This window comes from Microbacterium sp. NPDC003461, from assembly GCF_053588335.1.
In genome coordinates, this window is record NZ_JBSFPT010000002.1 from 32,748 (window position 1) to 56,056 (window position 23,309).

Annotated in this window: 21 protein-coding genes; 1 reads left to right on the top strand and 20 read right to left on the bottom strand. The window is 73.9% G+C overall.

All coding sequences use genetic code 11. The features are described 5' to 3' along the window. Positions 1 to 67: 67 nt before the first annotated feature. Positions 68 to 1,228, top strand: coding sequence for a hypothetical protein (locus ACWDR7_RS01445; RefSeq protein WP_449853161.1), 1,161 nt, complete (start codon positions 68 to 70; stop codon positions 1,226 to 1,228). Positions 1,229 to 1,240: 12 nt separating this feature from the next. On the opposite strand, the gene ACWDR7_RS01450 is transcribed toward ACWDR7_RS01445, so the two are convergent. The 20 genes from ACWDR7_RS01450 to mltG form a co-directional block, all read right to left on the bottom strand. Continuing rightward, complete coding sequence (locus tag ACWDR7_RS01450; protein WP_449853298.1) at positions 1,241 to 2,596, bottom strand: RsmB/NOP family class I SAM-dependent RNA methyltransferase; 1,356 nt, start codon at positions 2,594 to 2,596, stop codon at positions 1,241 to 1,243. Between the two features lie 104 nt (positions 2,597 to 2,700). Next, on the bottom strand, positions 2,701 to 3,636 hold the full coding sequence (fmt, locus tag ACWDR7_RS01455) for a methionyl-tRNA formyltransferase (RefSeq protein WP_449853162.1): 936 nt from the start codon (positions 3,634 to 3,636) through the stop codon (positions 2,701 to 2,703). A gap of 65 nt (positions 3,637 to 3,701) precedes the next feature. Continuing rightward, positions 3,702 to 5,678 (bottom strand): primosomal protein N' family DNA-binding protein, encoded by a 1,977-nt coding sequence (locus ACWDR7_RS01460; RefSeq protein ID WP_449853299.1) that lies wholly within the window; start codon positions 5,676 to 5,678, stop codon positions 3,702 to 3,704. Between the two features lie 112 nt (positions 5,679 to 5,790). Next, positions 5,791 to 6,984, bottom strand: a complete 1,194-nt coding sequence (gene metK / locus ACWDR7_RS01465) for a methionine adenosyltransferase (protein WP_449853300.1) — start codon at positions 6,982 to 6,984, stop codon at positions 5,791 to 5,793. A gap of 105 nt (positions 6,985 to 7,089) precedes the next feature. Further along, entirely contained in the window at positions 7,090 to 7,344 is a 255-nt protein-coding gene (gene rpoZ, locus ACWDR7_RS01470) for a DNA-directed RNA polymerase subunit omega (RefSeq protein ID WP_449853163.1), read from the bottom strand. Then, entirely contained in the window at positions 7,334 to 8,308 is a 975-nt protein-coding gene (gene gmk / locus ACWDR7_RS01475; RefSeq protein WP_449853164.1) for a guanylate kinase, read from the bottom strand. Before gmk ends, rpoZ begins: the two co-directional genes overlap by 11 nt. Further along, the gene (gene pyrF, locus ACWDR7_RS01480; RefSeq protein ID WP_449853165.1) at positions 8,305 to 9,162 is read right to left on the bottom strand and encodes an orotidine-5'-phosphate decarboxylase; all 858 of its coding nucleotides are present in this window, start codon (positions 9,160 to 9,162) and stop codon (positions 8,305 to 8,307) included. Before pyrF ends, gmk begins: the two co-directional genes overlap by 4 nt. Beyond that, positions 9,162 to 12,455, bottom strand: coding sequence for a carbamoyl-phosphate synthase large subunit (gene carB, locus ACWDR7_RS01485; RefSeq protein WP_449853166.1), 3,294 nt, complete (start codon positions 12,453 to 12,455; stop codon positions 9,162 to 9,164). Before carB ends, pyrF begins: the two co-directional genes overlap by 1 nt. Continuing rightward, positions 12,448 to 13,608, bottom strand: a complete 1,161-nt coding sequence (gene carA / locus ACWDR7_RS01490) for a glutamine-hydrolyzing carbamoyl-phosphate synthase small subunit (protein ID WP_449853301.1) — start codon at positions 13,606 to 13,608, stop codon at positions 12,448 to 12,450. Before carA ends, carB begins: the two co-directional genes overlap by 8 nt. A gap of 14 nt (positions 13,609 to 13,622) precedes the next feature. Continuing rightward, complete coding sequence (locus ACWDR7_RS01495) at positions 13,623 to 14,135, bottom strand: PH-like domain-containing protein (RefSeq protein ID WP_449853167.1); 513 nt, start codon at positions 14,133 to 14,135, stop codon at positions 13,623 to 13,625. Further along, positions 14,135 to 15,436, bottom strand: coding sequence for a dihydroorotase (locus ACWDR7_RS01500; RefSeq protein WP_449853168.1), 1,302 nt, complete (start codon positions 15,434 to 15,436; stop codon positions 14,135 to 14,137). The genes ACWDR7_RS01495 and ACWDR7_RS01500 overlap by 1 nt, the downstream gene beginning before the upstream one ends. Then, positions 15,433 to 16,392, bottom strand: coding sequence for an aspartate carbamoyltransferase catalytic subunit (locus ACWDR7_RS01505; protein WP_449853169.1), 960 nt, complete (start codon positions 16,390 to 16,392; stop codon positions 15,433 to 15,435). The genes ACWDR7_RS01500 and ACWDR7_RS01505 overlap by 4 nt, the downstream gene beginning before the upstream one ends. After that, positions 16,389 to 16,925 (bottom strand): bifunctional pyr operon transcriptional regulator/uracil phosphoribosyltransferase PyrR, encoded by a 537-nt coding sequence (gene pyrR / locus ACWDR7_RS01510; RefSeq protein ID WP_449853170.1) that lies wholly within the window; start codon positions 16,923 to 16,925, stop codon positions 16,389 to 16,391. The genes ACWDR7_RS01505 and pyrR overlap by 4 nt, the downstream gene beginning before the upstream one ends. Before the next feature lie 107 nt (positions 16,926 to 17,032). Next, positions 17,033 to 17,440, bottom strand: coding sequence for a transcription antitermination factor NusB (gene nusB, locus ACWDR7_RS01515; RefSeq protein ID WP_449853171.1), 408 nt, complete (start codon positions 17,438 to 17,440; stop codon positions 17,033 to 17,035). Between the two features lies 1 nt (position 17,441). Then, the gene (gene efp, locus ACWDR7_RS01520) at positions 17,442 to 18,005 is read right to left on the bottom strand and encodes an elongation factor P (protein WP_449853172.1); all 564 of its coding nucleotides are present in this window, start codon (positions 18,003 to 18,005) and stop codon (positions 17,442 to 17,444) included. A gap of 107 nt (positions 18,006 to 18,112) precedes the next feature. Then, entirely contained in the window at positions 18,113 to 19,231 is a 1,119-nt protein-coding gene (gene aroB, locus ACWDR7_RS01525; RefSeq protein WP_449853173.1) for a 3-dehydroquinate synthase, read from the bottom strand. Between the two features lies 1 nt (position 19,232). Next, complete coding sequence (locus ACWDR7_RS01530; protein ID WP_449853174.1) at positions 19,233 to 19,787, bottom strand: shikimate kinase; 555 nt, start codon at positions 19,785 to 19,787, stop codon at positions 19,233 to 19,235. Further along, complete coding sequence (gene aroC / locus ACWDR7_RS01535; RefSeq protein WP_449853175.1) at positions 19,774 to 21,009, bottom strand: chorismate synthase; 1,236 nt, start codon at positions 21,007 to 21,009, stop codon at positions 19,774 to 19,776. Before aroC ends, ACWDR7_RS01530 begins: the two co-directional genes overlap by 14 nt. A 5-nt stretch (positions 21,010 to 21,014) precedes the next feature. Next, the gene (locus ACWDR7_RS01540) at positions 21,015 to 21,836 is read right to left on the bottom strand and encodes a shikimate dehydrogenase (RefSeq protein WP_449853176.1); all 822 of its coding nucleotides are present in this window, start codon (positions 21,834 to 21,836) and stop codon (positions 21,015 to 21,017) included. Continuing rightward, the gene (gene mltG, locus ACWDR7_RS01545) at positions 21,830 to 23,305 is read right to left on the bottom strand and encodes an endolytic transglycosylase MltG (RefSeq protein WP_449853177.1); all 1,476 of its coding nucleotides are present in this window, start codon (positions 23,303 to 23,305) and stop codon (positions 21,830 to 21,832) included. Before mltG ends, ACWDR7_RS01540 begins: the two co-directional genes overlap by 7 nt. Between the last annotated feature and the right edge of the window lie 4 nt (positions 23,306 to 23,309).

Sequence of the window (23,309 nt, forward strand, 5' to 3'; positions counted from 1 at the left end):
TCCGAGCCTATGGCGTCGTGCGGAATCCGCCGCCCGCGGCGACCCCGGCTCGGGCATGATGTGCTTCGTGACCCTCTTCGAGGCGCCGCCCGCCGCGCCCCGCCCGCCCCGCGACGGCCGGCGATCGGGCGCGCGCCGCACCGGCGTGCTCGCGATCGTCGTCGCCGTGATCGGCGTCGCGCTGTTCGCCGGCACCCTCATCCAGGCGGCGCTGTCGGGCGAGGACGGGTGGCGACCGCCGGCGCCCGGCCTGGCGGCGCCGGACGGCGGTCTGCCGCGGCACGGGGAGCCGAGCGCGGCCGCCGTGGAGCTGGCCGACCGGATGCCGCTGACCGCGGAGGGGCGCGAGCTGTTCCTGTCCACGGCGCCCGAGATCGTCGACGGTGACGGCATCCGCACCCGCTGCGACAGCGCCCACCGGGCGGCCGCCGAGGGGTCGTTCCAGGTGCTCGGCTGCTACCGATCCGATCACCGCATCGCGGTGTTCCAGGCCGCCGACCCGCGGCTGCACGACACCACGGTGATCACCGCGGCGCACGAGCTGCTCCACGCCGTCTACGCGGGGCTGGACGATGCGGAGCGGGATCTCGTCGACCGTCTCATCACCGAGGAGGCCGCGCGCCTGCCGGCGGACGATCCGATCCATGCGCAGATCGATGCGTCCGTCGGCGATCACACGGGCTCGCTCGCGAACGAGCGGTTCGCCTACCTCGGCACCCAGGTGCATGGCGCCGGAGGCTTCGCCGCCGAGCTCGAGGGCGTCTACGGCCGCTACATCAGCGACCGCGCCGCCCTGGTCGAGACGCACCGTCGCGCCGAATCGGTCATCCCGCAGGCGAACGAGGCGCTGCGCGCGCGGTGGGACGAGGTGTCGGCGCTCGAGCAGGCGAACGCGCAGGAGGAGGCGCAGCTCTCGGCGGATCGCGGCGCGCACGAGGCGGCGCTCGCCTCGTACAACGCCGACGCCGACGAGTTCAACGCGACGACTCCCGAGCTGCGCGCCCAGTACGCGAGCATCGTCACGTATCCCGACGGGCGCACCGAGCGGATGTCGTGGGAGGCCGCGCTCGCGGCGCGCTATGCCGAGCTCGAGGCGTTCCGCGCCGACATCGAGGCGCGCGGCGCGGCCCTCGAGGCCGAGAAGGCTCGGGCCGCCCAGCTGCGCGCCGACGCGGAGGCGGCGCAGGCCGACCTCGAGGCGCTCATCGACGCCGCGACGCCCGACTGACGCGTCCGGCGGTCAACGGCGGCGGAGCAGGGCGAGGAACATCGCGTCGGTGCCGTGACGATGCGGCCACAGCTGGGCGCGGCGGGATCCGTCCCCCGGGACCGGCAGGTCCAGCGGACGGCGGGCGACCGACTGCAGCGCCGCGCGGGCGTCGAGCTCCTCGGCCGCGTCGCCCAGGCGGTCGCGGACCGCCCCGACGACGGCCATGGTCTCGGCCAGGTGCGGCGAGCACGTGACGTACGCGACGACGCCTCCCGGGCGCAGCGCGCCGAACGCCTCGAGGAGCAGCTGCTCCTGAAGCGCCGTGAGCTCCGCCACGTCGGCCGGCTGCTTGCGCCAGCGCGCCTCGGGCCGCCGCCGCAGCGCGCCCAGCCCCGTGCACGGCGCGTCGACGAGGATGCGGTCGAACTCCCCAGCGCGCTCGGCGGCGAGCTCGCGGCCGTCGCGCTCGTGCACGGTCACGTCGAGCGGCACGGCCGCGACGGCGCGGCGCACGAGCCCGGCGCGCGCGGGCACCACCTCGTTCGCCTCGAGCGACGCGCCGCCGGCCAGCGCCTCGGCCGCGAGCAGCGCGGTCTTCCCGCCGGGGCCGGCGCACAGGTCCAGCCACCGCTCCCCCGCGCGCACGGGCGACAGGCGGGTGAGCGCGAGGGCGACGAGCTGCGAGCCCTCGTCCTGCACCCGCAGCCGTCCCTCCGAGGCGCGCACGACGGGTTCGGGATCGCCGGCGTCGAGCCGGAACCCCACGGGCGAGTAGGGAGCGACCGGCTCGCGCGGCTCGGCCAGGCCGGGCAGCGCGGCCATCGACACGCGCGGCGAGGCGTTGTCGGCGGCGAGCAGGTCCTCGAGCTCGCCCTGCCTGCCCTCCGCCGCGAGAGCGCGCCGCAGGGCGCGGACGATCCAGACCGGATGGGACTGCGCCAGCCCGAGCCGCTCGTCGTCGGAGCGCGCCGCGTCGGCGATCCGGTCGAGCCATTCGCCGGGCGTCTCGCGCGCGACGCGGCGCAGCACGGCGTTCGCGAAGCCGGCGGCGCCCCGACCGGACGACTCGGCCGCGAGCTCGACCGACTCGTTGACGGCGGCGTGCGAGGCGACGCGCGTCGACATCAGCTGGTGGATGCCGAGGCGCAGCGCGTCGCGCACGGCGGGATCGATCTGCGCCGGATCGCGGTCCGCGGCGGCGGCGAGGATGGCGTCGTAGGTCCCCTGCCGCCGCAGCGTGCCGTGCGTCAGCTCCGTCGCCAGGCCCGCGTCGGGTCCGCTCAGGCCGGCCCGCTCGAGCTCCCGCGGCAGCAGCAGGTTGGCATAGGCGTCCGAGTCGCTCACGGCCCGCAGCACGGAGAACGCCACGCGGCGCGCCGGCTGCACCTCGTCGCGCCCGCGCGCCTCCCGCCGGCGCTGCGGCGCGCGCCGGGGCGCCCCAGCCCTGCCCCGCTCGCGGCGCGCGCCGCCGGCCGCGTCGTCCCGCTCGCTCACGCGCCCAGCCTCGGCACGGTGCGCAGCCCGCGGAACCAGTCGGCGGCGGCCATCTCGGCGCGCCCGGCGGGCTGCAGCCGCGTCACGAGCAGCGGCGCGCTCGCCGTGCCGACGAGCACGCCGCCCTTCGCGGGGGCGATCTCGCCGGGGCGCAGCGCGGCGGCGTCGCCGAGGTGCGAGGAGGCCGGCGCCGGCGACAGCACGCGAATCTTCAGGCGCTCCTCCCCGATCGTCGTGAAGGCGCCCGGCTCGGGCGTGACGCCGCGGAAGCGGTCGCGCACGCGCTCAGCGGGCTGCGCCCAGTCGAGCCGCCCGTCCTCGAGCGCGAGCTTGGGCGCGAACGTCGGCTCGCCCTGCTGCGCCCGCGGCACGGCGGTGCCGGCGGCGATGGCGTCGACCGTGTCGCGCAGCAGCTCGGCGCCGCTCGCGCTCAGCGTCTCGAGCAGGTCGCCGGCGGTCGCGTCCGGCCCGACCTCGTGCTCCGCCATGCCCAGGATGTCCCCCGCGTCGAGCTCCGGCACGAGCTGGAAGACCGTCGCGCCGGTCACGGCGTCGCCGGCCATGAGGGCGTGCTGCACGGGCGCCGCGCCGCGCCAGCGCGGCAGCAGCGAGAAGTGCAGATTGATCCAGCCGTGCGCGGGGCCGGAGAGCAACGGCTCCCGCACGAGCCCGCCGTAGGCGACGATCACGCCGAGGTCGGGCTCGTGCGCGAGGATGCGCGCGGTGGCCTCGTCGTCCAGCCGGGCGGCCTTGATCACGGGCAGCCCCAGCTCCTCGGCCGTCCGGCCGACCGGCGAGGGCGTCAGCACGCGCTTGCGCCCCAGCGGGGCGTCGGGGCGCGTGACGACGGCGGCGATCTCGTGGCCGGAGGCGTGCAGCGATCGCAGCGACGGCACCGCCGCGGACGGGGTGCCGGCGAAGATCAGCCTCATGCGGTCCTCTCGGGTGGTTCTGTGGTGCGGCGGATCGGGTGCGCGGCTCGTGCGACGAGTCGGTCTCAGAGCTCGGGATCGGCGATGTCGACCCGCACTGCGAGTGTATTGCGCGTGCCTGCGTGGCCGCCGGGGCGGCGCCCCGCGCCGCGGCGGCGTCGGCCCGCGACGGCCTCGGCGACGACGGATGCGCGCAACGAGGCCGTGACACGGGCGCCCCTCGCGTAGTCGAAGCGGATGAGCGCCCGCGCGCCGGGCGGCCCGTCGGCCCCCTCGAGCGGGACGGGCCCGAGCACCGCGTCGGGCGGCAGGTCGGGCACGTCCTCGCGCAGCGACGCGAGCGCACGGTCCACCGCCGCCGCGTCGCCGTCGAGGCGGGCGATGCGCGCGGCCGGCGGCAGGTGCAGCGGCAGACGCTCGGCGAGCTCCTGCCGCGCGTAGGCGGGCTGGGTCCACGACGCGAGCGCCCGCGCCACGGGCCCCGTGACGCCGACGAGGTGCACGGGGGCGCCCGGGGCCGCGAGCGCCGCCGCGTTCGACCACCAGCGCAGGCACGCCTCCCCCACGCGCAGATCCGGCGACTGCAGCATGCGCTCGCCGTCCAGCAGGATGACGGCGCGGTAGCCGCCGCGCGCCACCGGCTCCGCGCCGCGCGTGGCCACGACGAGGGCGGGCCGCTCGTCGACCTCGGTGACCGGGTGGGCGCCGTCCGACACGATCACGCGCGTGCCGGCGAAGGCCCGGCCCAGCTCGTCCGCGGTCCGCTCGCTGCCGGAGGAGGCCAGGCGCACGCGCACCGACGAGCACTTCGGGCACGCCCACGCGTGCGCCGACCGGCCGCACCAGCCGCACACCGGCACGGCCCCGCGGGAGCGGGCGTGCAGCGGACCGCCGCACGCCGCGCACCGGGCCGGCACGCGGCAGTCGGCGCAGACGAGGGAGGGCGCGTAGCCGGGCCGAGACACCTGCACGAGCACCGGACCGTGCGCGAGCGCCTCGCGCGCCGCCCGGAACGCCGCCGACGGCACGCGCGCGCCGCGCTCCCCCTCGTGCACGGGGCTCAGCACGACGTTCGGCACCGGCCGTCGCTGCTGCGGCGCCTCCTTCACCCAGTCGAGCTCGACGAGCCGCTGCACGTCGCTCGTGCGGGTGTGGCCGGCGAACAGCAGCGCGCAGCCGTCCAGCTCCTGCCGCACGAGGGCGGCGTCGCGCGCGTGCACGTAGGGCGCGAGCTGCTCCTCGAACAGCGTGTCGCCGTCGTCCCACAGCGCGACCAGGCCGGGATCGGCCACCGGCGCGTACACCGCCGAGCGGTTTCCCACCACGACGCACGGGGCCTCCTCGAGCGTGCGCAGGTAGCCCGCATAGCGCTCCGGCCCCGACTGCGCGGCGTCGTGGCGCACGATCGCCTCGGCGGGCACGAGGGGCGCGAGCGCGGCCTGCAGGCGGTCGAGGTCGCGGTGATCGGGTACGGCGAGGATCGCCGAGCGCCCGCGCGCGAGGGTGTCGGTCGCGGCCGCCGCGAGCAGCAGCGCCCAGGCGGGCAGCACGGCGTCACCGACCTCCACGAGGCCGGGCGGTGCGTCGACCGCCAGGCGCTCGCCCTGCGCGATCCGCTCGCCCAGCCCGGGGAACTCGCCGAGCGCGGCCGCGGCCCGCTCGCGGGCCCCGGCCGTGACCACCGGCGCGGCGGCGCGCGGCCCGGCCAGCCACGACTTCTCCGCCCGCACCATGCGCTTGGGCACCGCGAGGCGCAGGATGTCGGAGGCCGAGCCCGCGGCGCGATCGGCCACGCGGCGCGCGAGCCGGTAGAGCCGATCGGGCAGCACCGGCGCGGCCGACACGACGGCGTCGAGCTCCGACAGCGCGCGGTCGGCGTCGCTCTCGACGGCGCGCTCGACGACGAAGCCCTCGATCACCCGGCCCGCCGTGCGCAGCGGCGCCTTCACGCGCACGCCGGGCTGGGCCTGCTCCTCCAGCTCGGGCGGGATCGCGTAGTCGAACAGCCGGTCCAGCTGCGGCAGCGGCGAGTCGATGAGCACCCGCGCGACGGATCGCGGACCCCGCGCGGCGCGGCCGCCATCCGCGTCCGGCCGCGCGCCATCGGCGCCCCGGTCGGTGACCGGCTCCTGGTCGGGCGGCGCGGTCACGCCCTCAGAGCCCGGCGGCCCGGCGCAGCTCGTCGACGCGGTCGACGCGCTCCCACGTGAACTCGGGCAGCTCGCGCCCGAAGTGGCCGTAGGCCGCCGTCTGCGCGTAGATGGGCCGCAGCAGGTCGAGGTCGCGGATGATGGCCGCGGGGCGCAGGTCGAACACCTCGCGGATCGCCGAGATGATGGCCTCATCCGACACCGCGCCCGTGCCGAACGACTCCACGTAGAGGCCCACGGGGTTCGCCTTGCCGATGGCGTACGCCACCTGCACCTCGAGGCGCTCGGCGAGCCCCGCCGCGACGGCGTTCTTCGCCACCCAGCGCATGGCGTAGGCCGCCGAGCGGTCGACCTTCGAGGGGTCCTTGCCGCTGAACGCGCCGCCGCCGTGCCGCGCCGCGCCGCCGTAGGTGTCGATGATGATCTTGCGCCCCGTCAGGCCCGCATCGGCCTTCGGGCCGCCGAGCACGAAGCTGCCGGAGGGGTTGATGTGCAGCTGCACACCCGAGGCGTCGAGGCCGGTCTCCTCGAGCACGGGCCGGATCACGACGCGCTCGACGGCGTCGGCGAGGTCGGCCTGCGAGATGTCCGGGTGGTGCTGCGTCGACAGGACCACCGTCTCGACCGTCTTCGGCGTCTGCCCGTCGTAGCCGAGCGTCACCTGCGTCTTGCCGTCCGGGCGCAGGAAGGCGAGCTCCCCCGACTTGCGCACCTTCGTGAGCCGCTCCGACATGCGGTGCGCGGCCCAGATGGCCATCGGCATGTACTCGGGCGTCTCGTTCGTGGCGTAGCCGAACATGATGCCCTGGTCGCCGGCTCCCTGGCGGTCGAGCTCGTCGCCCGACAGGCCACCGCGCTGCTCCTCCGACGACGTCACGCCGTCGCCGATCTCGCGCGACTGCTCGCCCACCGACACCGTGACGCCGCACGAGTCGGCGTCGAAGCCCATCTCGCTCGAGGTGTAGCCGATGCCGCGGATGACGTCGCGGACGATCGACGAGATGTCGGCGTATCCCTCGGTGCGGATCTCGCCGGCGACGTGGACGAGGCCCGTCGTCACGAGCGTCTCGACGGCGACGCGCGCCCGCGGATCCTGCGCCAGCAGCGCGTCGAGCACGCTGTCGGAGATCTGATCGCAGATCTTGTCGGGGTGGCCCTCGGTGACGGACTCCGAGGTGAACAGGCGCAGGGTCATGATGCTCCGAGGGGAATGCGGCGGGATCGCGCCCGGTCGGGGGCGCGGCTCAGAAACAGGAACGGTGGTCGCCGTCCATGATGACAGCGACCACCGACTCCGATGGGATCACTCCACAGGACGAAGGCGCAGCTTGTCCTCGTGGATCTCGCGCAGCGCGATCGTGAGCGGCTTGTCCTGGATCTCCGAGTCGACGAGCGGGCCGACGTTGTCGAACAGGTTCCCCTCGTGCAGATCGGTGTAGTAGTCGTTGATCTGACGGGCGCGCTTGGCGCCGTAGATCACGAGCTGGTACTTCGAGTCGACTCGATCGAGCAGCTCGTCGATGGGCGGGTCGATGATGCCCTTGTTCTCAGCGGCCATGCGCGTCCTCCTGAATTCGCGATCCGAGCGGATCGAAAGCCTGTCCCCCGGCGCCGGGGCGCGCGGGTCCATCCGTCAATTCTACGACCTGGCGCGCGGCGTCGGCGACGACGTCGTTGACGACGAAGAAGTCGAACTCGCGCTGCGCCGCCAGCTCGACCTTCGCGGTGCGCAGGCGGCGCGCCCGCTCCTCCGCGTCCTCGGTGCCGCGGCCCACGAGCCGGTGCACCAGCTCGTCCCAGCTCGGCGGCAGCAGGAACACGAGCGTCGCGCTCGGATCGGTCGCCCTCACCTGGCGCGCGCCCTGCAGATCGATCTCGAGCAGCACGGTGTGGCCGGCCTCCAGCGCCTGCTGCACCGGTCCGCGCGGCGTGCCGTAGCGGTAGGCGTTGTGCACGGTGGCGTACTCGAGCAGCTCGCCGTCGGCGATCATCCGGTCGAACTCCGCGTCGTCGACGAAGTAGTAGTGCTCGCCGTGCACCTCCCCCGGCCGGGGCTTGCGCGTCGTGGCGCTCACGGAGAGGCGCACCTCGGGATAGTGGTCGCGGATGTACGTCGACACCGTGCCCTTGCCCACCGCCGTCGGGCCCGCGAGCACGATGAGCCGACTGCGACCGGGCCGGGGGCGCGGCTCGGGCATGCGGCGGTCGAGCCACGCGGCGAGGTCGGTGCGCTGGCGCGGCCCGAGGCCCCCGAGTCGCTTCACGGGCGAGATGCGCAGCTCGGCCAGGATGCGGTCGCGCTTCCCCTCGCCGATGGCGGGAAGGGCGGTCAGGAACTCCGTGACGCGCAGGGTGCCGGCGGGTGAGGCGGGATCGGCCACGGCGCGGCGCAGCACCTCCTGGGGCGTGACCACGCGCATGGCGATGTCGCGCTTCAGGCTCGCGCGGGCGCGCCGCGCGGCGACCGCCTTGCGCGAGGCGGCGGCGCGGTCGACCTCGGGGGGACGGCGTGCGTCGGTCATGTGTCTGCTCCCCTGTCCGGTAGCGCTGTCCGGTACGCGGCGGCCGCGCCGCGGACCGCGTCGGCGACGCCCGCGGGCCCCGCCGACAGGATCGACCGGCTCTCCGCGGCCAGCACGCACGGGGCCATCGCCCCGAAGCGGGCGGCCAGATCACTCGGCACGGCGCCCTGGTGGCCGAACCCGGGCGCGAGGATCGGCGCGGGCGGGGCGAACGGCTCCAGTCCGACCTCGGCCCAGTCCATCGTCGCGCCGACGACGAGGCCGAGCGAGCCCCACTCGTCGCCGCTCACGGATGCCGCGTTGCGCGCGGCGACCTCCGCGACCACGCGCGCCGCGACCGTGCCGCCGTCCACGGCGGCGGACTGCAGCGCGCGCGCCTCCGGGTTGCTCGTGGCGGCGAGAACGAACACGCCCTTGCCCTCGCGGTAGGCGAGGTCGAACGTGCCCGTCAGCGCGCCGACACCCAGGTACGGGCTCGCCGTCAGCGCGTCGGCCTCGAGCGCGGCGCCCGGCCGCAGCCACGCCTCGGCGTAGGCGTCCATGGTGGAGCCGATGTCGCCCCGCTTGGCGTCGGCGATGACGATCAGCCCCGCCGCGCGCGCGGCCGCGATCACCTGCTCGAGGGCGGCGAGGCCGGCCGACCCGTGCCGCTCGAAGAACGACACCTGCGGCTTGACGACGCCGGTGCGGCCGGCGGCGGCCTCGACCACACGCAAGCCGAAGTCGCGCACGCCCTCGGCCGAGTCGTCCAGCCCCCACTCGCCCAGCAGGCCCGCGTGCGGGTCGATCCCCACGCACAGGCGTCCGCGCGACGCGATCGTCTCGCGCACGCGGGCGCCGAAGGACTGCACCATCAGGCGCCCACCCGGGCCGCGCGGTCGGCGGCGTACTCCTGCAGGCTCTTCACCTCGTAGCCCGCGCGCGTGGCGTCCATCGCGCTCACCGCGGCGCCGAGGGTGACGATCGTCGTGAACAGCGCCTTGTCGGCCGCCACGGCGGCGGCGCGGATCTCGTAGCCGTCGGCGCGTGCCGACATGCCGCTCGGCGTGTTCACCACGATGTCGATGGCGCCCTCGTTGATGAGGTCGACGACGTTCTTCTGACCCGAGTCCTGCGTCTCGCTGTACTTCGCGACCACCTCGGCGGGGATGCCGTTGCGCACGAGGATCTCGGCCGTGCCCTCGGTCGCGTACAGGCGGAAGCCCAGCTGGTGCAGGCGGTGCGCCGGCAGGATGACGTCGCGCTTGTCGTCGTCGGCCACCGAGATGAACACGGATCCCTCGGACGGCACGCCGCCGTAGGCCGCCGACTGGCTCTTGGCGAACGCGATCGGGAAGTTCCGGTCGATGCCCATCGCCTCGCCCGTGGAGCGCATCTCGGGGCCGAGCACGGAGTCGACGACCTTGCCGTCCTTCGTCCGGAAGCGCTTGAACGGCAGCACGGCCTCCTTGACGGAGACCGGCGAATCGGCGGGCACGACCGATCCGTCCCGTGCCGGCAGCAGGCCCTCGGCCTTCAGCTGCGCGATCGTCGCGCCGGCCATGATGCGGCTGGCCGCCTGCGCCATCGGCAGGCCGAGCGCCTTCGACACGAACGGCACCGTGCGGCTGGCGCGCGGGTTGGCCTCGATGACGTAGAGCACGCCGGCGCTGATCGCGAACTGCACGTTGAGCAGCCCGCGCACGCCCACGCCCTCGGCGATGGCGCGGGTCGCCTCGCGCACGCGGTCGATCTCGCCCTTGCCGAGCGACATCGGCGGCAGCGCGCAGCTCGAGTCGCCGGAGTGGATGCCGGCCTCCTCGAGGTGCTCCATCACGCCGCCAACGTAGAGGTCGTCGCCGTCGAACAGCGCGTCGACGTCGATCTCCACCGCGTCGTCGAGGAAGCGGTCCACGAGCAGCGGCGCGTCCGGTCCGATGATCGCGTGCTCCGCGATCCGCGCGAAGTAGTCGCGCAGGTTCGCCGTGTCGTAGACGATCTCCATGCCGCGGCCGCCGAGCACGAACGACGGGCGCACGAGCACGGGGTAGCCGATCTCCTCGGCGATGCGCACGGCCTCGGCCTCGTCGGTGGCCGTGCCGTTGCGGGGCGCCATGAGGCCGCCGCGCTCCAGGATCTCGCCGAACAGCTTGCGGTCCTCGGCCAGGTCGATGGCCGCGGGGCTCGTGCCGAGGATGCGGTAGCCGGCCTCCTCGATGCCCTTGGCCAGGCCGAGCGGGGTCTGGCCGCCGAGCTGGCAGATGACGCCGTAGATCTCGCCCGAGGCCGCCTCGGCGTGCAGCACCTCGAGCACGTCCTCGAGCGTGAGCGGCTCGAAGTAGAGGCGGTCGGACGTGTCGTAGTCGGTCGAGACCGTCTCGGGGTTGCAGTTGATCATCACGGTCTCGAAGCCCGCGGCGCCGAGCGCGAACGACGCCTGCACGCACGAGTAGTCGAACTCGACACCCTGGCCGATGCGGTTGGGGCCCGAGCCGATGATGACGACCTTGCGCCGATCGGACGGCGTGACCTCGGTCTCGAGGTCGTACGACGAGTAGTGGTACGGCGTGAGGGCAGGGAACTCGCCGGCGCACGTGTCGACCGTCTTGAACACCGGGCGCAGCCCGAGGCCGTGGCGGACGCCGCGCACCTCGGCCTCGCCGACGCCGCGCAGCTGCGCGATCTGGGCGTCCGAGAAGCCGTGCTCCTTCGCCAGGCGCAGCACGCGCTCGTCGAGCTCGGGCGCCTCGGCGACGAGGCTCGCGACCTCGTTGATCAGCACGATCTGGTCGAGGAACCAGGGGTCGATCTTCGTGGACTCGAACACCTGCTCCACCGTCGCGCCGAGGCGCAGCGCCTGCTGCACGTCGACGATGCGGCCGTCGGTGGGCGTGCGGATCGACTCGAGCAGCTCGTCGACCGAGCGCGTCTGCTCGCCCCAGTGGAACGACGAGCCGCGCTTCTCGACCGAGCGCAGGGCCTTCTGCAGGGCCGTGGCGTAGTTGCGGCCGATCGCCATGGCCTCGCCGACCGACTTCATGGCCGTCGTGAGCGTGGGGTCGGCGGCCGGGAACTTCTCGAACGCGAAGCGCGGCACCTTGACGACGACGTAGTCGAGGGTCGGCTCGAACGACGCCGGCGTGACCTTCGTGATGTCGTTGGGCACCTCGTCGAGGCGGTAGCCGAGCGCGAGCTTGGCCGCCAGCTTGGCGATGGGGAAGCCCGTCGCCTTCGACGCGAGCGCCGACGAGCGCGAGACGCGCGGGTTCATCTCGATGACGATGATCCGCCCGTTCTCGGGGTTCACGGCGAACTGGATGTTGCAGCCGCCGGTGTCCACGCCCACGGCGCGGATGATGTCGATGCCGATGTCGCGCAGCTTCTGGTACTCGCGGTCGGTCAGCGTCAGCGCCGGGGCGACCGTGATCGAGTCGCCCGTGTGCACGCCGACCGGGTCGACGTTCTCGATCGAGCAGACGACGACCGTGTTGTCGGCCGTGTCGCGCATGAGCTCGAGCTCGTACTCCTTCCAGCCGAGGATCGACTCCTCCAGGAGCACCTCGGTCGTGGTCGACTCGCGCAGGCCCTGTCCGGCCATGCGGCGCAGCTCCTCCTCGTCGTGCGCGAAGCCCGAGCCGAGCCCGCCCATCGTGAACGAGGGGCGCACGACGAGCGGGTAGCCCAGCTCGTCGGCCGCCGCGAGCACCTCGTCCATCGTGTGCGCGATGGCGCTGCGGGCCACGTCGGCGCCCGCGTCGAGCACGAGCTGCTTGAAGACCTGGCGGTCCTCGCCCTTGCGGATGGCCTCGACCTTCGCGCCGATCAGCTCGACGTCGTACTTCTCGAGGATGCCGCGCTCGTGCAGCGCCATGGCGGCGTTGAGCGCCGTCTGGCCGCCGAGGGTCGGCAGGATCGCGTCGGGGCGCTCCTTGGCGATGATCGTCTCGATGACCTCCGGGGTGATCGGCTCGACGTAGGTCGCGTCCGCGAAGTCCGGGTCGGTCATGATCGTGGCCGGGTTGGAGTTCACGAGGATGACGCGCACGCCCTCCTCGCGCAGCACGCGGCACGCCTGGGTGCCCGAGTAGTCGAACTCGCAGGCCTGGCCGATGACGATCGGGCCCGATCCGATGACGAGGACGGAGTGGATGTCGTCGCGCTTAGGCATTGGCGTCCTTCTTGCCGAGGTGGTCGATCACCATGGCCTGGAAACGGTCGAAGAGGTAGTTGGCGTCGTGCGGGCCGCCGGCCGCCTCGGGGTGGTACTGCACCGAGAAGGCCGGGATGTCGAGGGCGCGCAGGCCCTCCACGACGTCGTCGTTGAGGTCGACGTGGCTCACCTCGACGCGGCCGAAGCCGGCCGGGCTGTCGAAGGGCCCGTCGAGGGGCGCGTCCACCGCGAAGCCGTGGTTGTGCGCGGTGATCTCGACCTTGCCCGTGGTGCGGTCGAGCACGGGCTGGTTGATGCCGCGGTGCCCGTACGGCAGCTTGTAGGTGCCCAGGCCCAGGGCGCGCCCGAGCAGCTGGTTGCCGAAGCAGATGCCGAAGAACGGCAGCCCGTCGCGCAGCGCGTCCTGCAGCAGCGCGACGTGCGCATCGGAGGCGGCGGGATCGCCCGGCCCGTTCGAGTAGAAGACGGCGACGGGATCGATCGCCTTGAGCTCGGCGAACGTCACGGACTGCGGCAGCACGTGCACCTCGAACCCGCGGCGCGCGAGGTTCTCGACCGTGGCCTGCTTGATGCCGAGGTCGATGACGGCGAGGTTGCCGATCTTCTCCCCCACCGCGGGTGTCACCGTCGCGGCGTCCACCGACACCTCGGCCGACAGGTTCTGGCCGCTCATCTGCGGCGCCTCCGAGACGATCCGCAGCTGCTCCTGCGGGTCGAGCGCCGCGGCCTCGCCCGAGAAGATCGCGCCGCGCATGGATCCGTCGGAGCGGATGTGGCGGGTCACGGCTCGGGTGTCGATGCCGGCGATGCCGACGATCCCGTCGCGCGTGAGGGCGTCGTCGAGCGACTCCTCGGCGCGCCAGCTCGACACGACGCGGGACGGGTCGCGCACGATGTAGCCGGCGACCCAGACGCGACGCGACTCGGGGTCCTCGGTGTTCACGCCGGTGTTGCCGATGTGCGGGGCGGTCTGGAGGACGATCTGGCCGGCGTAGGACGGGTCGGTCAGGGTCTCCTGGTACCCCGTCATGCCGGTGGTGAAGACGACCTCGCCCACGGTGGTGCCGCGCGCGCCGTACGCGGTGCCGGGGAAGCGGGACCCGTCCTCGAGGACGAGCACGGCCGGCTCGCGGTCGAGCAGCGAGCGGATGGCGGTGTTGGCGGTCACAGGGATGCTCCTGTCGTGGTGGTGCGCAGGTCCTCGATCGCCGCGACGAGCGCGTCGGGGTCGGAGGACTGCAGGCGGAGATAGCTGTCGACGACCGTGCCGTCGTCGGTGGTCCACGCGATCAGCACGAGGCCGTCGCGCTCCACGACGCGGTCGATCGTCCAGGTGGCGCGGCCGGCGCCGACGAGGCGGGAGGCCGCGAGGAAGACCGTCGGGGCGCCGGGCATGTCGAGCGCGAGCCCCTCGGTGGTGACGGTGGCGGTGACCTTCGCACGGAAGCCGAGGTGCGGCAGCGCCAGGCGCTGCAGCGGCTCGTCGTGCGCCGTGGTGGCCACGTACAGGCCGCCGAAGGCGGCGACCTCGGTGCCGGAAGCCGGGCCGAACGGCACGCCCAGGGCGGCCGCGGCGCGGGATCGTCGTCGCCAGCTGCGCCACATGCCGAACAGCGCGAGGGCGATGAGGGCTGCGAGGAGCGCGAGCCCCGGCACGTACGCCATGACGTCGTCCATCAGCGGGCCACCTCCACGAGCTCTCCGTCGGCGAGCGTCGGCGCGCCGCGGTGGATCGTCCACACGACGCGGCCGGGCAACTCGCGGCCGAGGTAGGGCGAGTTCACGCTGCGGCCGCGCAGGTCGGCCTCGGTGAACGCGCCGCCGGCGGACGGGTCGTACAGCGTCAGCTCGGCGGGCGCCCCGGCGACCAGGTCGGTGCCGTGGCCCTCGAGGCCGCCGATGCGCGCGGGCGCCTTCGACAGCACGCGCGCGACGCCGTCCCAGTCGAGCAGCCCGGTGCGCACCATCGTCTCGTCGACCACGCGCAGCGCGCTCTCCAGCCCCACCATGCCATGGGCCGCCGCCTGCCACTCGCAGGCCTTCGCCTCGTGCGGGTGCGGCGCGTGGTCGGTGGCGACGATGTCGATCGTGCCGTCGGCGAGGCCCTCGCGGACCGCCTGCACGTCCTCCTCGCGGCGCAGCGGCGGGTTGACCTTGTACCGGGCGTCGTAGCCGCGCACGAGCTCGTCGGTGAGCAGCAGGTGGTGGGGCGTGACCTCGGCGGTGACGGCGATGCCACGCCTCTTGGCCCAGCGGATGATGTCGACGGAGCCCGCGGTCGACAGGTGGCACACGTGCAGCCGCGAGCCGACGTGCTCGGCCAGCAGCACGTCGCGGGCGATGATCGACTCCTCGGCGACGGCGGGCCAGCCGGCGAGCCCGAGCTCGGCCGACACGACGCCCTCGTTCATCTGGGCGCCCTCCGTGAGGCGCGGGTCCTGCGCGTGCTGCGCGACGACGCCGCCGAACGCCTTCACGTACTCGAGCGCGCGGCGCATGATGAGCGGGTCCCACACGCAGAAGCCGTCGTCGCTGAACACGCGCACGCGGGCGCGGGACGAGGCCATCGCGCCGAGCTCGGCGAGCCGCTCGCCCTTCTGCCCGACCGTGACGGCGCCGATGGGCTGCACGGTCGCGTAGCCGGCGGCCTCGCCGAGGGCGAGCACCTGCTCGACGACGCCCGCCGTGTCGGCCACGGGGCTCGTGTTGGGCATGGCGAAGACGGCGGTGAAGCCGCCCGCGGCGGCGGCGCGCGTGCCCGTGAGCACGGTCTCGCTCGCCTCGGCGCCCGGCTCGCGCAGGTGCGTGTGCAGGTCGACGAGGCCGGGCAGCGCCACGAGCCCCTCCGCATCGATGACCGTCGCCCCGGCGCGCGACAGACCCGTGCCGACCTCCGCGATCCGGCCGTCCTCGATGATCAGGTCGGCGCGTGCGCCGCCCTCGATCGCCGCTCCGGTGATGAGGAGCACCTCGCTCATCGCTCCTCCTCCGTCGTCCGCTCGCCCGTCAGCAGCAGGTAGAGCACCGCCATGCGCACCGAGACGCCGTTCGCCACCTGCTCGAGCACGGTCGAGCGCGGCGAGTCGGCAGCGGCTGCGCTGATCTCCATGCCCCGGTTCATGGGACCCGGGTGCATCACAATCGTATCCGCCGGCAGCTGTGCCAGGCGCACGGGGTCGAGCCCCCACCTGCGCGAATACTCCCGTTCAGACGGGAAATAGGCCGCGTTCATGCGCTCCAGCTGGATCCGGAGCAGCATGACCGAGTCCGGCCCCTCGGCGATCGCCTCGTCGAGGTCGTACCGCACGGTCGCCGGCCAGGCCGACAGGTCCTGCGGCAGCAGCGTGGGCGGCGCGACGAGCGTGACGTGCGCGCCGAGCGTCGTGAGCAGCCAGACGTTGGATCGCGCGACGCGCGAGTGCAGGATGTCGCCGACGATCGCAACGCGCACGCCCTCGAGGTCGCGACCGCGGCTGGCGGCGCCGTGGACGCGGCGGCGCAGCGTGAACGCGTCGAGCAGGGCCTGCGTGGGGTGCTCGTGCGTGCCGTCGCCGGCGTTGACGACGCCCGCGGTGATCCAGCCGCTCGTCGCGAGGGTGTGCGGCGCGCCGGACGCCCCGTGGCGGATCACGACGGCGTCGGCGCCCATCGCCTGCAGCGTCTGCGCCGTGTCCTGCAGGCTCTCGCCCTTCGAGACGCTCGAGCCCTTCGCGGCGAAGTTGATGACGTCGGCCGAGAGCCGCTTCGCGGCCGCCTCGAACGAGATGCGCGTGCGCGTGGAGTCCTCGAAGAAGAGGTTCACGACGGTGCGGCCGCGCAGGGTCGGCAGCTTCTTGACCTCGCGCCCCTGGGTGGCGGCCATGTCCTCGGCCACGTCGAGGATCCGGATCGCCTCGTCGCGCGCGAGTGTCTGGGTGTCGAGCAGGTGCCTCATCGTGCCTCCTCGATCGTGACCTCGTCGGCGCCGTCGATCTCCGCCAGGCGCACGTTCACCCGCTCGGCGCGTGCCGATGGCAGGTTCTTGCCGACGAAGTCGGGCCGGATCGGCAGCTCGCGGTGACCCCGGTCCACGAGGATCGCGAGGCGCACGGCGGCGGGCCGGCCGATGTCCTTGAGCGCGTCGAGCGCCGCGCCGATGCTGCGGCCCGAGAAGAGCACGTCGTCGACGAGCACGACGACGCGGCCGTCGATCCCGCCGTCGGGGATCTCGGTGGGGCGCGGGGCGCGCGTCGGCTGGTGCGCCAGGTCGTCGCGGTACATCGTCACGTCGAGGGCGCCGGTCGGGACGGGCGCACCTCCGAAGCGCTCGATGAGCGCGGCGAGCCGTCGGGCCAGGAACACGCCGCGGGTGGGGATGCCCAGCAGGACGAGATCGTCGGGGCCGCGATTCGCCTCGAGGATCTCATGGGCGATCCGGGTGAGAGCCCGGCTGATATCGGCTTCTGCAAGCACGGCACGCGTACTCATCCGCCGCTCCCTTCTCCGCCTCACGGGACGGTGTTAAAGGTGCACGTTCTGTCGAGTCTAGCGGGGTCCGCCTGGTCGCTTGCGGCCCCGCAGCGTGCGAGACGAAATCAAGAACGCGCGATGCGCGCGAGCACGCCGTGCACGAAGGCGGGCGAGTCGTCCGTCGACAGCTCCTTCGCGAGCTCCACGGCCTCGTCGATCGCGACGGCCGTCGGGACCTCGTCGTTGTAGAGGATCTCCCACGCCGCGATCCGCAGCAGGGCGCGGTCGACCGCCGGCATGCGTTCGAGCTTCCAGTCGCGGCTGTGCGTGGCGATCTGCTCGTCGATCTCGTCGCGGTGGTCGATCACCCCGTCCACGATCTCGCGGGCGTACAGCCACGACGCCTGCCGAGCCGGCTCGCTCGCGGCGCGCTTGGCCTCGGCGGCCAGGGCGACGGGGATCGCGTCGCCGCGCACGTCCGCGGCGAAGAGGATGTCGAGGGCGCGCTTGCGCGCCTTGGTGCGTGCCGACAACTCAGTCGTTCACGCGGCCGAGGTAGTCGCCCGTGCGGGTGTCGACCTTGACCTTGGTGCCGGCGTCCACGAAGAGCGGGACCTGGATCTCGGCGCCGGTCTCGACCGTCGCGGGCTTCGTGCCGGCGTTCGAGCGGTCGCCCTGCAGGCCGGGCTCGGTGTACGTGATCTCGAGCACGACCGACGGCGGCATGTCGATGTACAGCGGCGTGCCGTCGTGCATCGCGATGGTGACGTTCATGTTCTCGAGGAGGAACCGCGAGGCGTCGCCGACGACGGTGGCGGGGACGTTGATCTGGTCGTAGTCCTTCACGTCCATGAAGACGAACGACTCGCCGTCGGTGTACAGGTACTGGTAGTCGCTGCGGTCGACGTTCTGGATGTCGACCTTGGCGCCCGCGTTGAAGGTCTTGTCGACGACCTTGCCGCTGACGACGTTCTTCAGCTTGGTGCGCACGAAGGCGCCGCCCTTGCCGGGCTTGACGTGCTGGAACTCGATGACGCTCCAGAGCTGCCCGTCGATGGACAGCACGACGCCGTTCTTGATGTCTGCGGTGGATGCCATGGAATGAGTTCCGTTTCGTGTGATGTGAAGCTGCGGGGGCGCGGCGGCCCGACGGACGATTCTATCGGGTCGCCGGCGCCGCTTGCTGAGGGCGGCCCGACGGACGCCTACAGGCGGACGGTGGTCGCCTTCCGGATGCCCGGCTGCTGCTCCTCGCCGATCTCCTGGTACGCCGCGAACAGCAGGGACTCGTCGGGCGCCTGCAGCACGGTCGGCTTCGCGATGTCGTCCAGCACGATGAAGCGCAGCATGTCGCCGCGGGTCTTCTTGTCGCGCTTCATGGTGGCCAGCAGCTGCGCCCAGGCGCCCATCCGGTAGGTCGTGGGCAGCCCGAGCGACGTGAGGATCGCGCGGTGCCGGTCGACCGCCTCGTCCGAGAGCCGCCCGGCCAGGCGCGACACCTCGGCGGCGAACATCATGCCGATCGAGATCGCGGCGCCGTGCCGCCACTGGTAGCGCTCGGCGTGCTCGATCGCGTGCCCGAGCGTGTGGCCGTAGTTCAGGATCTCGCGCAGGCCGGCCTCGCGGAAGTCCTCGCCCACGACGTCGGCCTTCATGCGGATGGCCAGCTCGATGCACCGCCGGAACTCGGCGCTCGCCACGTCGACGGCGCGCTCGGGATCGGCCTCGACGATCTCGAGGATCTCGGGGTAGCGGATGAAGCCGGCCTTGACGACCTCGGCGAAGCCGGCGACGACCTCGTTGCGGGGCAGGGTGGCGAGCAGCTCGAGGTCGCAGAGCACGGCGTGCGGGGCCCAGAACGCGCCGACGAGGTTCTTGCCCTCGGTCGTGTTGACGCCCGTCTTCCCGCCCACGGCCGCGTCGACCATGCCCAGCACCGTCGTCGGCACCTGCACGACCGCGACGCCGCGCAGCCAGGTCGCGGCGACGAAGCCCGCGACGTCGGTGACCGCGCCGCCGCCGAGGCCGATCACGGCGTCGGAGCGCGTGAAGTCGGCCTGCCCCATGATCTGCCAGCAGAACGCCGCGACCTCGATCCGCTTGCCACTCTCGGCGTCGGGGATCTCGGCCAGCAGCACCTCCCGCTCGCCCAGCAGGCTCTCGCGCAGCGCCTCGGCCTCGCGCTGCAGCGTGGGCGCGTGGATCACGAGCACCTTGCGCGCGGCGGGCGGCAGCGCCGCGCCGAGCCGGTCGCGCACCCCGTGCCCGATCGTGATCTCGTACCCCGGCGTGCCACTCACGGCGATCGTGGTGATGTCGGTCATCTCACTCCTCCCGGGCGCCGGGGACGATCCCCTCGGCGCGCGCCCATGCGACGATCTCGTCGACCACCGCCTGCATCGGCCGCCCGGAGGTGTCCAGGCGCACCGTCGCGACGGCGTCGTACACCGGCCGGCGCTCGTCGCGGATGCGGATCCACTCCGCGACCGGATCGCGGTCCTCCCCGTTCAGCAGCGGGCGCTTCTGCCCGCGGATCCGCCCCGCCACGGCGTCATCGGCCACGTCGAGCAGCACGACGGGAAGCCCCGTCAGCGCCTCGCGCGTGCCGGGGTGCAGCGGCGCTCCCCCGCCCAGCGCGACGATCCCGCCGGCGCCCAGCGCGCGCAGCACCGTGTCGTGCTCGATCGCGCGGAACGCGCTCTCGCCGCGGCGCTCGAAGATCTGCGTGATCGGCCCGTGCTCCTGCACGATCACCGAGTCGGTGTCGGTGAAGCCGAGGCCGAGGGCCTTCGCCACGCGCCGGCCCACGCTCGACTTGCCGGCTCCCATCGGACCGACGAGCACGACGACGGGCACGGCCCGCGGCTCAGGAGAGCCCATCGCCCGCGGTGCCCTCGTATCCGAGCGCGTCGTCGTCGCTCGTGCGCAGGTTGGCGGGGATGGCGGCGAGGTACGCGTCGAGGTTGCGGCGCGTCTCGGCCACGGAGTCTCCCCCGAACTTCTCGAGCACCGCCTCGGCCAGCACGAGGGCGACCATGGCCTCGGCGACGACGCCGGCGGCGGGCACGGCGCACACATCGGAGCGCTGGTGATGCGCGGAGGCCTCCTCGCCGGAGGCGACGTCGACCGTGCGCAGCGCGCGCGGCACGGTCGCGATCGGCTTCATCCCGGCCCGCACGCGCAGCGGCGTGCCCGTCGACATGCCGCCCTCGGTGCCGCCGGCTCGTCCCGAGGCGCGCCCGATGGCGTCGCCGCCGGCGATGAGCTCGTCGTGCGCCTGCGAGCCGCGGCGCGTTGTCGTGAGGAATCCGTCGCCCACCTCCACGCCCTTGATCGCCTGGATGCTCATGAGCGCCTGCGCGAGGCGGCCGTCGAGGCGGCGGTCCCAGTGCACGTGCGATCCGAGCCCGGGCGGCAGGCCGTACGCGAGCACCTCGACGATCCCGCCGAGGGTGTCGCCGGCCTTGCGCGCGTCGTCGACCTCGGCGACCATCGCCGCGCTCGTGGCGGCGTCGAAGCAGCGCAGCGGATCGGCATCGAGACGGTCGACGTCGTCCGGCACGGGCAGCGGCGATCCCTCGGGCACGCGCACCGGCCCGATCGAGAGGGTGTGGCTCACGAGCCGGATGCCGAGCTCCCCCAGGAACGCGCGGGCAACCGCGCCGAGGGCGACGCGGGCGGCCGTCTCGCGGGCGCTGGCGCGCTCCAGCACGGGGCGCGCCTCGTCGAAGCCGTACTTCTGCATGCCCACGAGATCCGCGTGCCCCGGGCGGGGCCGCGTGAGCGCGGCGCCGCGGCCGCGCGACTTCTCCGTGAGCTCCACCGGCGCGGGGCTCATCACCTCGGTCCACTTGGGCCACTCGGTGTTGCCGATGCGCAGCGCGATCGGGCTGCCGAGCGTGAGGCCGTGCCGCACGCCGCCCGAGATCGTCAGCTCGTCCTGCTCGAACTTCATGCGCGAGCCGCGGCCGTAGCCCAGCTTGCGGCGCTGCAGATCGGCCTGGATCTGCTCGGCCAGGATCGGGACGCCGGCGGGCATTCCCTCCATGACGGCGATGAGTTCGGGGCCGTGCGATTCGCCGGCCGTGAGCACGCGGAGCATGCTCCCTAGTCTCCCATGGCGGCGCGCATCGCCTCGACGACCGCGTCCTCGCGCGGCAGGGGCTCGTCCACGTCGCCCGAGGTGAACACGCGCACCTGTAGCACGGCCTGGTGCAGGAGCATGCCGAGGCCGGAGACGGCGCGCGCCTCCCAGCGCGTCGCGAGCGGCGACGGCCACGGGCTGTACGCCACGTCGAACAGCGCACCGCCCGAGCCGGCGATCCGGTCGAGCTGCGCGGCCGGGAGGGAGGCGCCGCCGGGCAGCGTCGAGATCGTGAGCTCGGCCGAGCCCGAGACCTCGCCGAACGACGTCGCCGCGACCGAGAGGCCGAGCCGCTCCCCCAGCGCGACGAGCGCCGCGGCGCGCTCGGGCCGGCGGGCGACGATCGTCGCCCGCTCCGCGCCCCGCTCCGCGACGGCGACGAGGGCCGACGCGCCCGTGGCCCCGGCGCCGAGGATCCGCACGGCGCGCGCCGCGCCGAGGCCGGCCTCGTCGAGGGCGCGGACGATGCCGCCGACGTCGGTGTTCCAGCCGCGCGGCCCGCCGTCGCCGAGCAGCAGCGTGTTCACGGCGCCCGTGAGCTCGGCGCGCCGGTCGCGACGGACGGTGGCCGCGAAGGCGCACTCCTTGCCGGGCATCGTCACGGCGAGCCCGCGGAACGACGCGTCGAGCGACGCGAGCTGCGCGTCGAACGAGGCCGCATCGACCCGTCGCCGCTCGAAGCTCCAGTCCAGACCCAGCGCGCGGTACGCCGCGAGGTGCAGCTGCGGCGAGCGGCTGTGCGCGATCGGGTCGCCCCAGACCTCGAGGCGCGTGCCGGTCAGCATCCGTAGTCGGGGTTCTCGGCGCACCACTGCCGCAGCTGCGCGACGCCCTCCTCGTGCTCGGCCAGCGTCTCGCTGAACTTCGACTCGCCGGGATCGAGGTTGACGGCGGTGAAGTAGAGCCAGGGCCCGTCCGCCGGGTGCATCGCCGCGTCGATCGCGAGGTCGCCGGGGTTCGCGATCGGCCCGACCGGCAGCCCGGGGTGCACGTAGGTGTTCCACGGGTTGTCGTCGGTCAGGGCCTCCTCCGAGCTCCACACCTCGCCGGCGTGGATCTCGCCGACGCCGTACTGCGCCGTGGAGTCCATCTCGAGCTTGCCGCCCGTCTCCTGGTTGCTCGGATCCAGGCGGTTCTGGATGACGCGCGAGACGCGGTAGTAGTCCTCCTCGAAGCGCCCCTCGCGCTCGATGATCGACGCGATCGTGAGGATGCGCTGTCGATCCTGCTCCGGGACGCCGGCCGCGTCGAGCGACTGGACGGTGCGGTCGACGAGCGTGCGGATCACGTCCTGCGCCGTGACGTCGGGGCCGAACGTGTAGGTCGCCGGGAAGAGCCAGCCCTCGAGGCTGTCGGCCTCGACGCCGTACGCACGGGGATCCGCGACGGCGGCCTGGAGCTCCTCGATCGGCATCTCGAGCCCGTCGGCGAGGATCGGCAGGGTCGCCTCGACCGTGAGGCCCTCGCGCAGCTGGGCGGTGTCCTCGAGCTTGTTCTCGGGGTCCTCGAGCGCCTCGAGCACCGCCTCGGACGTCATCCTCTCCTGCAGCCGGTAGGTGCCGGGGTAGAACGTGGGCGACTTGCTCTCGCGGATCAGGTAGTCGTAGAAGGAGCCCGCCTTCAGCGTGACGCCCGCCTCGTGCAGCTTCGGGGAGATGGACGAGCCGGTGTCGCCCTCCTCGATCGTGAACAGCACCTCGCCCGTCGCCTCGCCCGGCTCGTAGTCGTCGGGGCCGTCGAAGCCCAGCTGCTCGGCGATCCGGTCGCCGTACTGGTTCCACGCCCACCAGCCGCCCGCGGCGATGCCGCCGAGGATGACCGCGACGATGAGGAACGCGATGAGGCAGCCGAGCCCGCGGCGGCGGCGGCTGGGCGGCTCCGGGTCGCCGAAGAGGTCGTCGAGCGAGCCCGCCGCGCCCGTCAGCTCGTCGGCGTCACCGCTCGCCGCCTCGGCGAGCGTGCTGCGCGTCGCCGCGCGGCCGGCGCCCTCGCCCGCGCCGGCACCCTCGCCCGCGGCGGCGTCCGAGGTGGCGTCCGCGCCCACGGCGGCGTCCTCGTCGGGCCGCGCCGCTGCGCCGCCGGCGTGCGCGGCCGCGTGCTCGTCGGGACTCGACGATGCGGCATGCCCCGTGCCGTCCTCGGCCGTCTCGGCGTCGGCCGGCACGCCCACGGCCCCCGTCTCGGCACGGCGGGCCTCACGGAGCGCGCGACGCGAAAGGGGGCGCGGCGCGTCCGATTCGGGGGTCTCGGGCATGCGG

What these genes read in the sequence shown, in the direction of transcription:
- fmt (WP_449853162.1), bottom strand. Translation starts at nt 3,636, where the DNA reads ATGAGGCTGATCTTCGCCGGCACCCCGTCCGCGGCGGTGCCGTCGCTG.
- rpoZ (WP_449853163.1), bottom strand. Translation starts at nt 7,344, where the DNA reads ATGGCCGCTGAGAACAAGGGCATCATCGACCCGCCCATCGACGAGCTG.
- gmk (WP_449853164.1), bottom strand. Translation starts at nt 8,308, where the DNA reads ATGACCGACGCACGCCGTCCCCCCGAGGTCGACCGCGCCGCCGCCTCG.
- pyrF (WP_449853165.1), bottom strand. Translation starts at nt 9,162, where the DNA reads ATGGTGCAGTCCTTCGGCGCCCGCGTGCGCGAGACGATCGCGTCGCGC.
- carB (WP_449853166.1), bottom strand. Translation starts at nt 12,455, where the DNA reads ATGCCTAAGCGCGACGACATCCACTCCGTCCTCGTCATCGGATCGGGC.
- ACWDR7_RS01495 (WP_449853167.1), bottom strand. Translation starts at nt 14,135, where the DNA reads ATGGACGACGTCATGGCGTACGTGCCGGGGCTCGCGCTCCTCGCAGCC.
- ACWDR7_RS01500 (WP_449853168.1), bottom strand. Translation starts at nt 15,436, where the DNA reads ATGAGCGAGGTGCTCCTCATCACCGGAGCGGCGATCGAGGGCGGCGCA.
- ACWDR7_RS01505 (WP_449853169.1), bottom strand. Translation starts at nt 16,392, where the DNA reads ATGAGGCACCTGCTCGACACCCAGACACTCGCGCGCGACGAGGCGATC.
- pyrR (WP_449853170.1), bottom strand. Translation starts at nt 16,925, where the DNA reads ATGAGTACGCGTGCCGTGCTTGCAGAAGCCGATATCAGCCGGGCTCTC.
- efp (WP_449853172.1), bottom strand. Translation starts at nt 18,005, where the DNA reads ATGGCATCCACCGCAGACATCAAGAACGGCGTCGTGCTGTCCATCGAC.
- aroB (WP_449853173.1), bottom strand. Translation starts at nt 19,231, where the DNA reads ATGACCGACATCACCACGATCGCCGTGAGTGGCACGCCGGGGTACGAG.
- ACWDR7_RS01530 (WP_449853174.1), bottom strand. Translation starts at nt 19,787, where the DNA reads ATGGGCTCTCCTGAGCCGCGGGCCGTGCCCGTCGTCGTGCTCGTCGGT.
- aroC (WP_449853175.1), bottom strand. Translation starts at nt 21,009, where the DNA reads ATGCTCCGCGTGCTCACGGCCGGCGAATCGCACGGCCCCGAACTCATC.
- ACWDR7_RS01540 (WP_449853176.1), bottom strand. Translation starts at nt 21,836, where the DNA reads ATGCTGACCGGCACGCGCCTCGAGGTCTGGGGCGACCCGATCGCGCAC.
- mltG (WP_449853177.1), bottom strand. Translation starts at nt 23,305, where the DNA reads ATGCCCGAGACCCCCGAATCGGACGCGCCGCGCCCCCTTTCGCGTCGC.